The organism is Bacillus sp. 5RYD7K, assembly GCF_059831465.1.
Map to the genome: position 1 here is coordinate 1,390,033 of NZ_CP191200.1, position 16,474 is coordinate 1,406,506.

5 protein-coding genes are annotated in these 16,474 nt (G+C 39.7%); all 5 read left to right on the top strand.

What is annotated here, in order from left to right; genetic code table 11:
- Nucleotides 1-8 precede the first annotated feature (8 nt).
- The 5 genes from ACQE26_RS06920 (at nt 9) to ACQE26_RS06940 (ending at nt 16,462) form a co-directional block, all read left to right on the top strand.
- Nucleotides 9-11,408: an amino acid adenylation domain-containing protein gene (locus ACQE26_RS06920; RefSeq protein ID WP_500471091.1), complete on the top strand. Its 11,400-nt coding sequence runs from the start codon at nt 9-11 to the stop codon at nt 11,406-11,408.
- Nucleotides 11,409-11,604: 196 nt separating this feature from the next.
- Nucleotides 11,605-13,347, top strand: a complete 1,743-nt coding sequence (locus tag ACQE26_RS06925; protein WP_500471092.1) for an ABC transporter ATP-binding protein — start codon at nt 11,605-11,607, stop codon at nt 13,345-13,347.
- A gap of 73 nt (nt 13,348-13,420) precedes the next feature.
- Nucleotides 13,421-14,485: a saccharopine dehydrogenase NADP-binding domain-containing protein gene (locus ACQE26_RS06930; RefSeq protein ID WP_014418993.1), complete on the top strand. Its 1,065-nt coding sequence runs from the start codon at nt 13,421-13,423 to the stop codon at nt 14,483-14,485.
- 85 nt (nt 14,486-14,570) lie between these two features.
- Complete coding sequence (locus ACQE26_RS06935) at nt 14,571-15,638, top strand: DUF3810 domain-containing protein (protein ID WP_500471094.1); 1,068 nt, start codon at nt 14,571-14,573, stop codon at nt 15,636-15,638.
- Nucleotides 15,639-15,688: 50 nt separating this feature from the next.
- Nucleotides 15,689-16,462 (top strand): thioesterase II family protein, encoded by a 774-nt coding sequence (locus ACQE26_RS06940; RefSeq protein WP_415305688.1) that lies wholly within the window; start codon nt 15,689-15,691, stop codon nt 16,460-16,462.
- Nucleotides 16,463-16,474 lie beyond the last annotated feature (12 nt).

The following is a 16,474-nucleotide window of genomic DNA, read 5'->3' on the forward strand; positions in this document are numbered from 1 at the left end:
GAGAACTTATGAATAAAAATTCTAACCGAATCCAGTATAAAGATTTCAGCGTATGGCAGAATTTTTATGATATCTCAAAACAGGAAGAATATTGGAGGAGGGAATTCGCTGGTGAAATTGCCAGGGTGGATTTGAAGACGGATTTCCTCCGTCCTCAAATCCAGTCTTTCAGGGGAGCCAATGTTGTAGCAAAGGTAAAAGAGCCATTAAGCTCAGGGGTTAAAAATCTAGCCCTAAAGCATGGTGCTACTGAATTTATGGTTACCCTATCTGTGTTCATTTTATTATTAGCCAAATATAGTCGCCAAAAGGATATTATTGTAGGAACTACCGTGTCAGGCCGAGTTCATGCAGATACTAAGGGTATGTTGGGGATGTTTGTCAATACTCTGGTGATCAAGGGAGAAGTTAGTCCGGATGAGACCTTTGAGCATTTGATATTAGCTGTGAAGGAGAAGTGTCTGCAGGCTTATGATAACCAAGAATACCAATTTGAAGATTTAGTTGAAGCCGTAGAGAAGAAAAGAGATCTCTCAAGAAATCCGATATTTGATTTTATGTTCGGATTAAAAGAAAAGAAAAAACCGACGGAAATGCAAGGCCTATTGGGCGGAAAAAGTGCATTTATTAAAAGAAATGTTTCAAAGTTTGACTTATCCGTTCTGGTTGAATGTGTGTCAGAAGGGTATGAAATTGATTTTGAGTATTGCATAGATTTATTCAAACAAGAAACGATTGAATATATGGCAAGGCATTATGTAACGCTGCTTGAGGAAGCCATAACACATCCAGGCAAAAAGCTTAAAGATCTGCATATGCTTGATCTCAGAGAACAAGAGAAGGTCTTGGTTGATTTCAATGCAACGAATGTAGAATACTCTCGAGAACAAACAGCTGTCAGCTTATTTGAGAATCAGGTAGAGAAAACAGCAGGAAATATTGCACTTAAATTTGATGATAATAAGATGACATATGCCGAGCTGAATGAGAGAGCAAATCAGTTGGCGCGTACTCTTCGGGATTTAGGAGTAGTTCCAAACGATTTGGTGGCTCTAGTTACAGAGCGTAGCATGGAAATGATTGTAGGAATATTAGCAATCATCAAGGCAGGGGGAGCTTATGTACCCATCAATCCGGAATATCCAGATAATAGAATTCACTATATGCTGGAGGACAGTAGTCCAAAGATTGTATTGACGTATAAGAATAAGCTGCCAGGGAAGGTAGGGATTCCGGTATTAGATTTAGAAGATGAGAATAATTATGCTAATGAAACGGACAATCTTTTGCATGTTAACAGGTCTAATGATTTAGTGTATTGTATCTACACTTCTGGTACAACTGGAAACCCTAAAGGAGTTTTAATTGAACATCGAAATGTGGTCAATATGTGGGTCACATATAAGGAAACATTTGCACTGAACGACAAGGATACGGTGCTGCAATTTGCAAATGTATCTTTTGACCAAGCGGTGGGAGATATCTTCCCTGCACTATGCAATGGTGCGGCATTATGCATTGTACCAAAACATTTAACCTATGATATGGAGCAACTACAAAAATATATCGATCGAAATAATGTTACAACAGCTTCATTGACACCTAAGTTAATAGACGGGTTGTGTGTTGACGCATTACCGACGCTTCGTTTGCTGGAGTCAGGTGGAGAGGCAGGTCGTCTAGAAACTTTAAAAGAATGGGCGAAAAAGGTAGAAGTGCTAAACACATATGGTCCTACAGAATCTACTGTAAATGCAACTAGTTTTAGAGTGAATACAGACTCTACTTCCATTACCATTGGACGTCCGATTGCAAATACAAAGGTATATCTTCTAAATGAAATGGAGCTATGCGGTATTGGAATACCTGGCGAGTTGTGCATTGCAGGAGATGGTTTAGCAAGAGGTTATTTGAATCAGCCAGAATTGACAGATAAGAAGTTTATTCAAAATCCCTTCGGTGAGGGAAAACTGTACCGTACAGGAGATTTAGCACGTTGGAAGCCAGATGGAAATATAGAGTATTTAGGCCGTATAGATGAACAAGTGAAAGTCCGTGGTTACAGGATAGAGTTAGGTGAAATTGAAAGTGTATTAAGAAAGCAGAGTAATATTGCAGATGCTGTCGTTATTGTAAAAGAAGTTGGAAATGATGATATTCTCTGTGCATATCTCATTGCAGAAAAGGGGCAGGAACTAAGTATACCCCAAATTAAAGAAGCGGTAAGAGAAGAAGTAACAGAGTATATGATTCCTGCCTTTATGATCCAGATCGATGAATTTCCACTAACCAAAAATGGGAAGCTGGATAAAACTAGGCTGCCAGAGCCAGATATGTTAGAAAGCTCGAAATACGTACCACCAAGTAATAAGACGGAGCAAGCAATCGTAGATGTATTTGAGGAAATTCTAGGAATATCTCCAGTCGGCATAGAGGATAGTTTCTTTGAACTGGGAGGACATTCGTTAAAAGCGACGGCAGCCATTAATGCCATCGAGAAGAAGACAGGGATTCGTTTGCCAGTCAAAGATATATTTAGTTCACCAACTCCTGTCATGTTGTCGAGAAAGATTGAGGCCGCGGGAGAAGGCGAATATAGTCCAATACCACAAGCAGAACAGAGAGAAGCTTATCCAGCATCCTCTACACAGAAACGATTGTTTATTCTGGATCAGATGGAAGGCAACAGTACTGCATATAACATGGCGTCAGCGCTAGAAGTAACGGGTAACCTTGATTTAGAAAAAATACAACAAGCCATAGATCGTCTGATTAAGCGTCATGAGTCGCTGCGAACAAGTTTTGTCATGACAGAAGAAGGAGCATATCAAGTCATTGCAGACGAGGTATTCTACCAAGTGGAATATGAAGAGACCGACAGCTACAGTGACGCTGACATGGAACAATTTGTACGCCCGTTTGACATCGGAACAGCACCGCTCATGCGTTTTAAAGTAGTCAAAGAAAGAAATCAGAACAACTATATTTTACTATTTGATATGCACCATATTATTTCCGATCATCAGACGCTAAATCTATTAATCGAAGATTTCTCACGATTGTATAACGGTGAAGAATTACAACCACTTGAAATCCAATACAAGGATTATAGTGAATGGATGCGTGGCAGAAACCTGGAGAGTCAGAGGGACTATTGGAAAGAAGTATTTAAAGAAGAGGCACCGGTTTTGGACTTGGTGACGGACTATCCCCGTCCCAAAATCCAAAGCTACAAAGGAGCCCAAGTGTCGGTTCAGCTTAGCCAAGAGCAGAAAGCTGGCATTCAAAATATAAATAAACAACATGGAACGACAGATTACATGACCTTACTGGCTGTATTTATGATAGAACTGCATAAATACAGCAGGCAACAAGATATCGTGGTAGGAACACCCATCTCAGGCAGGGTGCATCCGGATACCGAGACGATCGCAGGCATGTTTGTCAATACGCTGGCAATGAGAGGGTATCCAAGGGCTGAAAAAACATTCTTAGAATTTTTAAGCGAGATCAAAGAGCTGGCATTGAATGCGTATGAGAATCAAGAATACCCATTTGAAGAATTGGTAGAGGAAGTAGAAGTACGCCGTGATCTGTCACGCAATCCGCTGTTTGACGTTATGTTTACCATGCAGAATAACGAGGAAATCCATCTGGCGATGGGCGAAGCCCAGGTAAACATGCTGGGCATTCCTTTCATTGATGCCAAATTTGATTTGGATTTACAAGCTACAGCGTATGAAGAGGGGTACGCTTTAGATCTGGTATATTGCAGTGATTTATTTACCAAGACTTCAGCACAGGTCATCCTGGAGCATTTTAAGGTGTTGCTGGACAGGGTGATTGCTAACCCTGAAATGAAATTGTCTGAACTCCACATGGTCAGTGAGGTAGAGCAACAAAGAATACTAACGGTTTTCAATAATACCCATACGGAGTATGCACAGCATCATACGGCAGTGGAACGATTCGAGAAACATACGGAACAGACACCTGAGAAGACGGTAATCGAATACGAAACGGGCGTACTTCGTTATGGAGAAGTCAACCGCAAGGCCAATGCATTGGCATGGGAACTGATTTCGTTAGGTGTTAAGCCCAATGATCGAGTGGCTATCATGACTTCCCTGGAAGCGGAAACGATCATTGGCATTTTAGGCGTGCTAAAGAGTGGAGCCGCCTATGTTCCGATTGATCCATCGACTCCGAGGGAACGAATAGAGCATATCCTGAACGATGCAGCCCCCAAGGTCATATTAACAAGAGAGAAGACTCTGGAAACGGCAGTCCCATTCATCTCGATGAATCTTGAAGATCTGGGTGAGAAGGAGACAAATCCAGCGTGTGCCGTTGAAAAAGACGACATCGCCTATGTGATTTACACATCAGGAACGACAGGAAAGCCCAAAGGCGTGGCGGTGACACGAGGCAATCTGGATCATTACTTGTCGTATGCAGATCAAGAATACCAGAAGGAAGCTTGTACGACGGTATTAATTACAAGCTTAAGTTTCGACCTTTCCGTAACGTCCTTGTTCTTACCGCTGATTAGTGGTGGATCTCTTCTATTAAAGGGAGGAGACGCGGAGGAAAGGCTGCGTGCAGCATTCAAAGATAACAGGGTAACCTTCCTTAAACTTACCCCTTCCCATCTAAAAATGCTGGAAACCTATGCAGACGGCGTAGATGTCCCAAATTTAGAAGCGCTAATTGTCGGTGGAGAGGAGTTCACCACAGATACGGCGTGGAAAACGCAGAAGCTATTAGGAGACAGGGTCAAGATTCATAACGAATATGGCCCTACAGAGACTACCGTAGGATGCTGTGACTATATCTATTCCAGCGAAAAAGATAAGGGTTTAAGTGTAGGAATCGGACATCCCATTGCCAATATGCAGCTCTATATACTGAATGAGATGGAGTTATGTAGTGTAGGCGTTCCTGGTGAGCTATGCATCGCAGGAGACGGAGTAGCCAAAGGCTATCTAAACCAGCCTGAATTAACAGCGGAGAAGTTTATCGACAATCCATATGGCGAAGGGAAGTTATACCGCTCTGGAGATTTGGCGAGATGGCTGCCTAACGGAGAGATGGAATACCTGGGAAGAATAGATGAACAGGTTAAAATCCGAGGATATCGGATCGAGTTGTCCGAGATCGAGAGCGTTCTAAGGAATCAGCCGGGTATATCTGATGTAGCCGTTGTTGCATTGGAAGTAGGCGGTGACAAGAGTATATGTGCCTACCTGATCCCGACAAATCAAGAGCAGCAACTGGATATGTCTGAAATCAAAAATGATTTGAGAGACAAACTGCCTGAGTATATGTTACCTGGCTTTATGATGCAGATTGATGCCTTGCCACTGACTCCAAATGGGAAGCTGGATGCAAAAGCACTGCCAGAACCAAATGCATTAGCAGGACAGGAATATATGCCACCAAGAACTAAAAAAGAGCAAGCAGTAGTCGAGGGGTACGAAGAGATTCTGGGCGTGTCACCCATCAGCATTGAAGACAGCTTCTTTGAACTGGGAGGAGACTCAATCAAAGCAATTAGGGTGGTTTCAAAGTTGCGGCAACAAGGCTATGAACTTTCTGTTGCTGATTTAATGAATCAACAGACAACAAGGCTGATTTGTGAAAATATGAAGGTGAGCAAAGGAAGTCAAGTATATGAACAAGGAGAAGTCAATGGGGAAATTCCATTAATTCCGATACAACGTGATTTTTTCAGCAAGAATCATGCGGTTTCAGGTCATTTCAATCAAGCGTTAATGTTAAAAAGTAAGGAAAGGTTTTATATACCTTACTTGAAAGAGGCAATTGCTGAGGTTGTTAAACATCATGATGTGTTGAGGAATGTGTACCACGGACAGCGTCAAATCACCTTACCGATAGAAAAAAGCAAGTTGTACGACTGGTACGAGGATGATTATACCAACACAGAAGATGTAGCGAAAGAGATAAAGTGTGCAAGTGACAAAATACAAGCAAGCATAGATCTTGCGGAAGGCCCTCTGGTGAAAATAGGGTTGTTCCATACAGATAGTAGTGATCATTTACTGATCTGTGTACACCATTTGGTAATAGATGGTGTGTCATGGAGGATTATACTGGCAGATTTGTTTACCGGATATCGGCAGATGCAGGAAACGGGGAAAATCACATTGCCAAAGAAAACTGCTTCGTTCAAAGACTGGGCAGAGGCTTTGACGCAATATGCTGAGAGTGAAGCACTCTTGGATGAGGCTGAATATTGGGGGAATATAGCAAAAAAATCGGAGAACACCGAGGCACTGAGCATTGGAACAGCGAGCGGTCGATACAAAACCGAAGTAGTGGAAATTAATTCTGAAACGACGTGGAAGTTGCTGTTTGAAGCAGGGAAGACATACGGAACAGAAATAAATGACTTACTATTGGCATCACTGGCAGTTGCTATAAATCGATGGAAAAACACAAAACAGATAACCATAGAAATGGAAGGGCACGGTAGAGAGGCAATAGATAAAGAGATAGCCATAGACCGCACGGTTGGATGGTTTACGAGTGTATATTATGTGGTCTTGAAGACAGGGGCAACGGTAGAAGAAACAATCATTGAGACAAAGGAAGCCTTACGTCAGGTTCCAAACCACGGACTTGGATATGGGGTATTGAAATATCTGAGTAACAAGGAAATACTTGGCATACGTGCAGAGATAATGTTCAATTATCTCGGAGCACTGGATAACGAACTTGATAGCTATGAAGGTATATCAATGTCGGAAATGCCATTAGGCCGAAATATATCTGAAAAAAATTTAGAAGAAACAGGACTGTCTCTGAATGGAGCTATTTTGAATGGACGATTAAGATTTGATTTGACATATGATATGGGACTGTATGCAGAAGAAGATGTTCAGGCATTTGTGTCGGCTTATGAAAGAGCGATTAAGGATGTTGTTGAGACGAGTTTATCAAAACAAGGTGTGGTAAAAACACCATCGGATTATGGAATACCCGATATGTCATATGGGGAATTGAAAGAACTTGCGGTGGCTGGTGAAATTGAAAAAATATACGGAATGACGCCACTACAGGAAGGAATTCTATTTCATAAATTGGTTGATAAAAGTGCCACAAGCTATGTGCTGCAGACAGTACTTAATATCCAGGAAAATCTTAATATGGAAAGTATACGGTTCAGTCTTGATATTCTAGCAAGAAAATATGAGGTATTGCGGACGAAAATATTGACAGATAGGGCTGAAAGGCCTTTGCAGGTAGTCGTACGGGATCGGCCCATAGAACTCCGTGAAGTCAATGTTTATAGTCTGGAAGAAAAAGAAGTGTTAAAGAAGGCGGATATCGCACGCGGGTTTGATTTAACAGAAGATAGCTTACTGCGGCTTACAGTTTTGCGTATGGGGGAAAACCAATGTACACTTTTGTGGACAAAACATCACATCATTATGGATGGATGGTGTACGTCACTACTGTTTCGGGACTTTATCAAGTATTACGAGCTGATAAACGGTGGTGCTAGCAGGGTACAGATGGAAAAGCTGTTGGAAGCAGAAAAGGAGAAAATTTTACCATACAGCGAGTATATCAGATGGTTTGAGAGACAAAACAAAAAAGAAGCTTGTATGTATTGGAACAGGTTGCTGGAAGATTACAACTCCGTGATAACAGTCCCACCATTGAGAATCGAGAATAATCAAGAAGCAGAATCTCGACTTGAGGAATTGGCGGTGTCGGGAGAAACAACAAAGGCGATAGAGAAAATGGCTAGTCAACTAAATGTAACGGTAAGTACTGTGGTTGAGGCGGCATGGGGGCTGTTGTTACAGAAATATAATGGAAGCAGAGACGTTGTTTTTGGTAAGGTTGTCTCGGGAAGGAACGCCAATCTACTAGGGATTGATCAAGCGGTAGGGCTGTTTATTAATACAATTCCTTCCCGTATAACGAGTAAGGATGGGCAAACAGTGAGCGAACTACTCAAGGGGATGCAGGCACAGGCAATCGAGAGCATGAAATACGAGTACAGTTCACTGACAGAAATACAGAGCGGTGGTAGGATTGGAAACAGTTTGATACAAACGCTGTTTGTATTCGAGAATTATTATGTTGACGAATCAGCATATGACGGAATATCTGGATTTAATATAGAACTGGAGAGTGAAAGGGAGGAGGTCAATTATGATATATCCATGACTGCGTTTACACAGGGAACTTTACAACTTGCTGTAATGTATAATTCGGGGAAATATGCACTAGACGAGGTAAGATGCCTTCTTGATCGGATGTCGACTTTGCTTAGAATAATGGCAGCTAACCCTGAGATGAAATTGTCTGAACTACACATGGTCAGTGAGGTAGAACAACAACGAATACTAACGGTTTTCAATGATACCCATACGGAGTATGCACAGAATAATACGGTAGTAGAACGATTCGAGAAACATGCGGAACAGACACCCGAGAAGACGGTAATCGAATACGAAACGGGAGTACTTCGTTATGGAGAAGTCAACCGAAAGGCCAATGCATTGGCATGGGAACTGATTTCGTTAGGTGTCCAGCCCAATGATAGAGTGGCCATCATGGCTTCACTGGAAGCGGAAACGATCATTGGCATTTTAGGCGTGCTAAAGAGTGGAGCTTCCTATGTCCCGATTGATCCAGCGACTCCGAAGGAACGAATAGAGCATATCCTGAACGATGCAGCACCCAAGGTCATATTAATAAGAGAGACGACTCTGGAAACGGAAATCCCATTCATCTCTATGAATCTGGAAGACCTGGGCGAGAATGCGGAAAACCCAGCGTGTGCCGTTGAAAAAGACGACATCGCCTATGTGATTTACACATCAGGAACGACAGGAAAGCCCAAAGGCGTGGCGGTGACACGAGGCAATTTGGATCATTACTTGTCGTATGCAGATAAAGAGTACCAGAAAGAAGCTTGTACGACGGTACTGATTACAAGCTTAAGTTTCGACCTCTCCGTAACTTCCTTGTTCTTACCGCTGATTAGTGGTGGATCTCTTCTATTAAAGGGAGGAGACACGGAGGAAAGGTTACGTGCAGCATTCAAAGATAACAGGGTAACTTTCCTTAAACTTACTCCGTCCCATTTAAAAATGCTGGAAACTTATGCAGACGGCGTAGATGTACCGAATTTAGAAACGCTGATTGTCGGTGGAGAAGAGTTAACCACAGATACGGCATGGAAAACGCAGAAGCTATTAGGAGACAGCGTCAAGATTCATAATGAATATGGCCCTACGGAGACTACCGTAGGATGCTGTGACTATATCTATTCCAGCGAAAAAGATAAGGGTTTAAGTGTAGGAATCGGGCGTCCCATTGCCAATATGCAGCTCTATATACTGAATGAGATGGAGTTATGTGGTATTGGCATTCCTGGTGAGCTATGCATCGCCGGAGACGGAGTAGCCAAGGGATATCTAAACCAGCCTGAATTAACAGCGCAGAAGTTTATCGACAATCCATATGGCGAAGGGAAGTTATACCGCTCAGGAGATTTGGCGAGATGGCTGCCTAACGGGGAGATCGAATACCTGGGAAGAATAGATGAACAGGTTAAAATCCGAGGATACCGGATCGAGTTGTCCGAGATCGAGAGCGTTCTAAGGAATCAGCCGGGTATATCAAATGCGGCAGTCATTGCGTTGGAAGCGACAGGTGGCAAGAGCTTATGCGCATACCTAGTAGCGACAGACGGAACTCAGCAACTGGACATTTCTAAAATCTGGGATGGGCTGAGAAAAGAACTGCCGGAGTATATGATACCGGCGTTCATGATGCAGATTGAGACAATGCCACTGAACCAGAACGGGAAGCTGGACAGGAGAGCATTGCCTGAGCCGGATGTGTTGGCGGGACGTGAATATATGCCACCAAGAACTAAAAAAGAGCAAGCAGTAGTCGAGGTATATGAAGAAATTTTGGGTGTGTCACCAATCAGCATTGAAGACAGTTTCTTTGAGCTGGGAGGAGACTCAATCAAAGCAATCAGGGTGGTTTCGAAGTTGCGGCAACAAGGCTATGAACTTTCTGTCGCTGATTTAATGAATCAACAGACAGCAAGGCTGGTCTGCGAAAATATTAAGGAAGTAGCAAGAACTTCAGCGGATGTAACATGTACCGATAATAATTGGTTTGAGGATAACCGTGACAGTGATTGGAGGATCGCCATCCAGAAGGAATTGAATCATTATGGAAAAAATTATCTTAAAGCACGTTGTTTTTCAACTTGCAAATTACTAGCTGGTCAGGAAGTGTTTTTACGTCAAGATACTGAGGCTATCACTAACATAATAAGCATAGAAAGCAGTGCGAGAAGTGCTTATTTGGCAATAAAGAGCATAATTTCCATGCATGGTGCATTAAGAACAAAGCTCAATCAGAACATGCGTTATTTAGAAGAATACGAATTTACCGATGATTGGGAAATTCCAATTATAAAAGGTAGTTTAGGGTTATTATCTGTTGAAAATCTCCAAAAAATTGTTAATGAATTAGATTTTTTAGCAGATGGCAAGCTATTATCTAGATTCTTGATTTGTGAAATAGATGAGAATAATTGCTTGGTACTTAGTGCAATTCATCATCTTGTATGGGACGGATTTTCGCAAGATTTGTTACAGACAAAGATTTATGAAGCTTTAACGAACAGATTTAACACGCAAAAAGAGTATTCTTATATAAATTATTGCAAAATAATTCAAAATCAAGTTAAGAGTTTAGAAATCTCTGGGGAGCAAGAGATGGAGATTGAAAGATATCTTGAAGTTGCTAAGAAGGCATCTAGGTTGAACTCTCGAAGAGATCCTAAAATAGTTACAAAAATTGATATAAAACTAAATGATTTACAAATCCAAAAGTTTAACGAATATCCTAATGAAACAGCAATGGAATTCTTATCAGGGCTTATGTACAGTGATTTATTTGAAAAATTACCTAGAATACCATTTGCCATTATGGAACATAACAGAAACGATCTAAATAAGGAAATGTTGGGATTATCTTTAAATTTGGATTATTTGTTATTTGATATTAATACCAAAACGCAAGCGCAAGTTCTATTAGCATTAGGTAAAAATAGTGTTGATAAACGTGCAATCACAGAGAAGCTGTTGCTCATATCGCAAAAGTATGGTGTTGATACCATGATAAATCTAGTTCCAATTATTAACTATCAAGGAATACTTCATAAATATGCAAGTAAAGATGTCATATTATCAGAGGAGATTTCTTTAGAAACAATGGTTGTAGATGGTGAAGACCTCGGAGTTGGAATGCACTTCTACACTCATAACGATATTCTGAGTGCACGTGTTTCAGGCATTACAATTGAAGAAGAGCTCATTAATGATGTCATGAAGAATATTTAATGTTGGATCTTCCCCGTAAAGCCACCTGCTATGCAGGTGGAGGGGGCATAAAAGGACATATGATACCGGATCATGTGCATATGCTCGTGGCGGTCCCACCCAAAATATCTGAAATATGCACATGGTCCAGCAATAAACAATTGGAGTGTAAATTAGACATGCTCTAAATGAAATTAATAAGAAGAGGGCTTATAGTATGAACGAAAATATTTCAAAAAGCATATACAAAAAGAATATAGGCTTATTTATTTTGTCCTGCTTACTTGGTATCGTGACATCTATTCTGTTTATTGCACTGGCGTTTATACTACAAAAGTTTATTGATTATTCTATTAATAAAGATATTGACAATATCATTAAGGTGACTACTGTTTCAGTTATTTTATTGCCTTTAGGTGCAGTGGGAATGTATGTGGGGTATGCTGTTAAAAATTTATATACAAAAAGGGCAACGTTAAACCTGAAAAATACCCTTGTTGAAAATATTTTGCGGTTAGATATGAGAAGTTTCAACAAGGAGAGTAATGGAACCTACATATCACGATTGTCAAATGATATAACGATAATTCAAAACGATTATATAAAAGGGACCGTGGAAATATTTGTTCAGCTAGCTATGCTTGTAGGTGGAGTGCTTGCGATGTTTATCATTAATTCATTCCTTGCATTGAGTATATTACTCACTTGTATCATTCCACTTGCAGTTTCGAGTATATTTAATAATCGTATGCAAAAAGCACAAGGTGAAGTGGCTGAGCAAAATAAAAATTATGTATCTTTCATTAAAGATATATTGTCTGGAAATCAGGTTGTTAAGAGCTTTAACATCGAAAAGGAGATTTTTGAAAGGGCAAAGGCAAAGGCGAACAAGCAGGAAAAAGCAAAAATGGTATACGAAAATCTGTTGTCACTCATTATGTCACTTACTGATATTTCAACTTTTCTTGTTGCTGTAGTCATATTTATTGTGGGTACTCAGCAGCTAATGAAAGGAGAAATTACAGTAGGAGAGATTATGGCTTTTATTCAATTGTTAAATTGCGTAACAGTTCCCATTAATAGACTCATAACCGGTTTTACCAAAAGGCAGGCCAGTCGGGCTTTATTAATGAATTTCAATAAAATTGGAGAGGCAAAAACGGATCAAACTCAAAGAATTGATATCCCTAAATTCAGTAATAAAATTTCTCTAAATGGGCTTTCGTTAAGCGTAGATGGGAAAAAAATTTTAGATGATATTAATTTTGAATTTGAATATGGAAAGTCTTATGCCATTGTAGGAACAAGTGGGAGTGGAAAGACAACCTTATTAAAGATGTTGACTGGGTTTTATGATGGGTATGAAGGAAATATCAGGTATGACGGGGTTGATCTTGAGAAAATAAGTGATCAGTCCATTTTCCAAAATGTTAGTTTTATTCATCAGGACTGTTTTATCTTTGATGATACGATTGAACAAAATATTAAATTGTTTCGTGAATGTGACACAGATGAGTTTGAGCAAGTCATAAAGAAGAGTATGTTACAGAAATTGATTCATGACAGAGGCGGCTTTGATGTATTATGTGGAGAAAATGGAATCCATTTTTCAGGTGGGGAAAAACAGAGAATTTCTATAGCAAGAGCACTCCTGAGAAAATCACCTATATTACTTATGGACGAGGCGACTTCAGCGTTGGACAATCAAACAGCTAGTGACCTTGAGTGTATGTTAAGTGAAATGCAGGGCATTACGAGAATTTCCATTACTCATAGGCTGGATGAATCAATTCTTAGTGGATATGATGAAATTGTCTTATTGAATAATGGGAAAATTGAAGAACACGGCACGTATCATAAATTAATGGAAGCCAAACAAAGATTTTATGCATTGAGTATGTTGAGTAGACATAATAATGATCTTTTAATAGAGAAAGGTATAACTAGTCTTGTATTTTAAATCTCAATGGTTGTATGAAATAAGTTTTTGGACAGTTTTGATGCTTGTATAAGATGAAAGGGGTGTCGTACGGATGGAGCAAATCGCAGTTGTTGGGTGTGGCGGAATGATCGGTGAAGTCATCTGTAAGAACTTATGTAAAGACTTTATTGTTAAGGGCGGACAGCGGCGTGAACCTACAGCATTAATGAACCTTAATAATTTTAACTACCAATTCCTGGATGTTTCTGACTGGGAGAACTTGATTGCGTTCTGTACTGATTGTACGGTTGTCATTAATTGTGCAGGGCCTGAATTTGTAATTAAAGATAGAGTTGCTCAGGCAGCCATGAAAGTAGGAGCAAAATATGTTGATGCTTCCAATGCTTTATTATTGAATCAGGAGCAAAAGCTAGAGCTTAAAGCTAACGGTGTAAATTACATAGGAGCTGGTTTTTGTCCTGGAATTACAGGTCTGCTATTAAAACGAGTGATAAATCATTTATTAGACGAAACTAAGCATGTGAATTGTTATATTGGTGGTGCGGAACATTATACGAAAACTTCTATCTCAGATATATTAATGAGTGGCCATAGTGTAATTGGAAAAACAGACTCTTATTGGAGTGATCATTGTGTTAAAACGGAAAATATAAATATGATGCAGAAAGAATTTGTACCTGAAGTGGATGTTCCTGTCTATAAGAAACCGTATTTAAGTCAAGAGATCATTGATATTCTGGAAGTTAGTTCGGTACAAGAACTTCACTGGTACAATATAGCGGCAAATGATTATATTTTCCGTTTGGCAATGCAATTTTATCAAATGCAACTTGAGTCTTCGGTTGAAGAAGCAATGAAAAAACTAGACATTAGCTTAGAGGAGCAACCTAAAGAGGAATGGATAGCTTTAGTCATTGATGCTACAGGAGTGAAAGATGGAAAGAATGTTAGGTGCAGATTGAATTTACAAATGGAAACGAGTTCAGAGTTAACGGGTACAGTGGCTGCCGAAATCGCCCGACAAGCTGTTTCGAGTAATAGACCTAATGGTACCTACTGGGCTTATGAAGTGCTTCCTATAGATTTTATGAATCAATATGTTTTTTCTAATAAGCATGATTTTTATGAGGAAAAGTATGTTGAAATAAAGAAATGATATGACTAGGTTACATGGCGTACATCTGATATTTATTGGATAGGAGGAGTACATTATTAAAAAGCTTTTACTTAAGAGATTGCCGTTGATCTCACTTGGAGTTATAGCTTATATACTGACAAAATACGCGCAGAACCATCAGGATTGGGCGGAGAAATACAGTAGGTCTGTATATCCGTTATTGTCAAAAACAGTAGGACTTGTACCTTCTTGGGTCACATTTTCTGTTAGTGAATGGCTCGTAGTGTTGGTTGTGTTACTATTTCTATTTTATATCGTTTATTATGTGCGCAAGGTCATCATGAGTAAAGGTGCACGTAGGATGGTAGTTTATCGTGGTGCTCTAGGAATCGTTACGATCTGTAGCGTGATATATTTTTGTTATACTATTTTGGGTGGAATAAACTATTACAGATATTCTTTTTTGTCTTATACCGAATATAAAGAAGAGAACTACAGCAAGGAGGAACTGGTCAAATTGAGTAAGTCACTTGCCGTTGAAATGGAATTGGCAAGGGAAAAGTTAGCGGATACTGATCTTTTGGCTCATGTACCAGAGGTTTTTGATTATTATGCACAACACGCAGTGTTCTCGATGCAAATGTTATCAAAGAAATATCCTGTTTTGGAGCATTCATATTCAACACCAAAACCAGTGGTGATGTCAAAACTAATGTCGCATGCAGGGATACATGGTATTTTTGTCCCTTTTACTTATGAATCCAATATCAATGTTAATGTGCCAGTTTTTTTGGTGCCTGCTACTATGGCGCATGAATTGGCACATCAGAGTGGTTTCATGCATGAGGATGAGGCTAATTTTATAGCTTATCTGGCATGTAAGCAGCAGGATGATCCAATGATACTATACAGTGGTTTATTTCTGGCATTTGATTATTCTATATCTGAGCTAAAGAAAGTGGATCCAGATCAGGCGTCTGATATAATGTCCAGTCTGTCCAAAGCGGTGCGGCATGATATAGAACAAAATGAGCAGTACCGGGATAAGTATGAGGGTGTTATTTCAAGTATTTCAAGAAATGTAAATGACGTATATCTGAAGGCAAATAATCAGACAGACGGTTTGAATAGCTATAGTGATATGGTGAATTTGTTGCTGGCAGAGCAGCGAGAGATAGAGAAGTACAATTAAATGTATCTTGAATACTTATAGGTTTATATAGTAATGATAGTGGGCTCAAGTTGAACATAGGAGTGAGTGAAATAAATAAAATAAAAGTATTTCCTATTCCATATGCTGGAGCGTCGGTAAATGCATATTATGAATGGAAAAAACTACTGCCGGATAGATATGAATTGTGTATATGTGAATTGGCTGGAAGAGGAACTCGATTCACAGAGCCTTGTTACCAGTCTGTTGGTGAAGCAAGTGAAGATATCGCCAAAAGAATAAGTGAACAATTAGAATATGACGATGAATATGTTATATTTGGACACAGCATGGGAGCCTTATTGACTTATGAGATATATTATAAACTTAAGCAAATGGGAACTAAGGAACCAAGGCATCTGTTTTTTTCTGGGCGAGATGCTCCACATATTTTTGAAAAGAGGGAAGACATTGAAAATATGACTAATGAAACTTTCTTGACAAAGGTGGAACAATATGGGGGAATACCAGAGGAGTTTTATACAAAAGAGATTATGGATATGTTTCTTCCGATTTTGCGAGCAGATTTTATAATTTTGGACAATTATAAGTTTCAGTCCAAAGCAGAAAAAATAAGTTGTGGAGTAAGCGTTTTTTATGCGGATAGCGATTTTTCGACTCATATCAATGAAATGCATAAATGGAGTGAAGTTGTTGAAGGAAACGTGAAATTTCATAAGTTTAAAGGAGAACATTTTTTTTTGAATCGGTATCCTAATGATATTGTAAATACTATTGTTAAAGATACAGAGACTCAAAATATTTACCAGGCCACCCACCTGGATCGCCTGGAAATACGGGGGTAATCTCCCCCATTA

Coding starts and splice junctions, on each gene's coding strand:
- ACQE26_RS06920 (WP_500471091.1), top strand. CDS start 9: ATGAATAAAAATTCTAACCGAATCCAGTATAAAGATTTCAGCGTATGG.
- ACQE26_RS06925 (WP_500471092.1), top strand. CDS start 11,605: ATGAACGAAAATATTTCAAAAAGCATATACAAAAAGAATATAGGCTTA.
- ACQE26_RS06930 (WP_014418993.1), top strand. CDS start 13,421: ATGGAGCAAATCGCAGTTGTTGGGTGTGGCGGAATGATCGGTGAAGTC.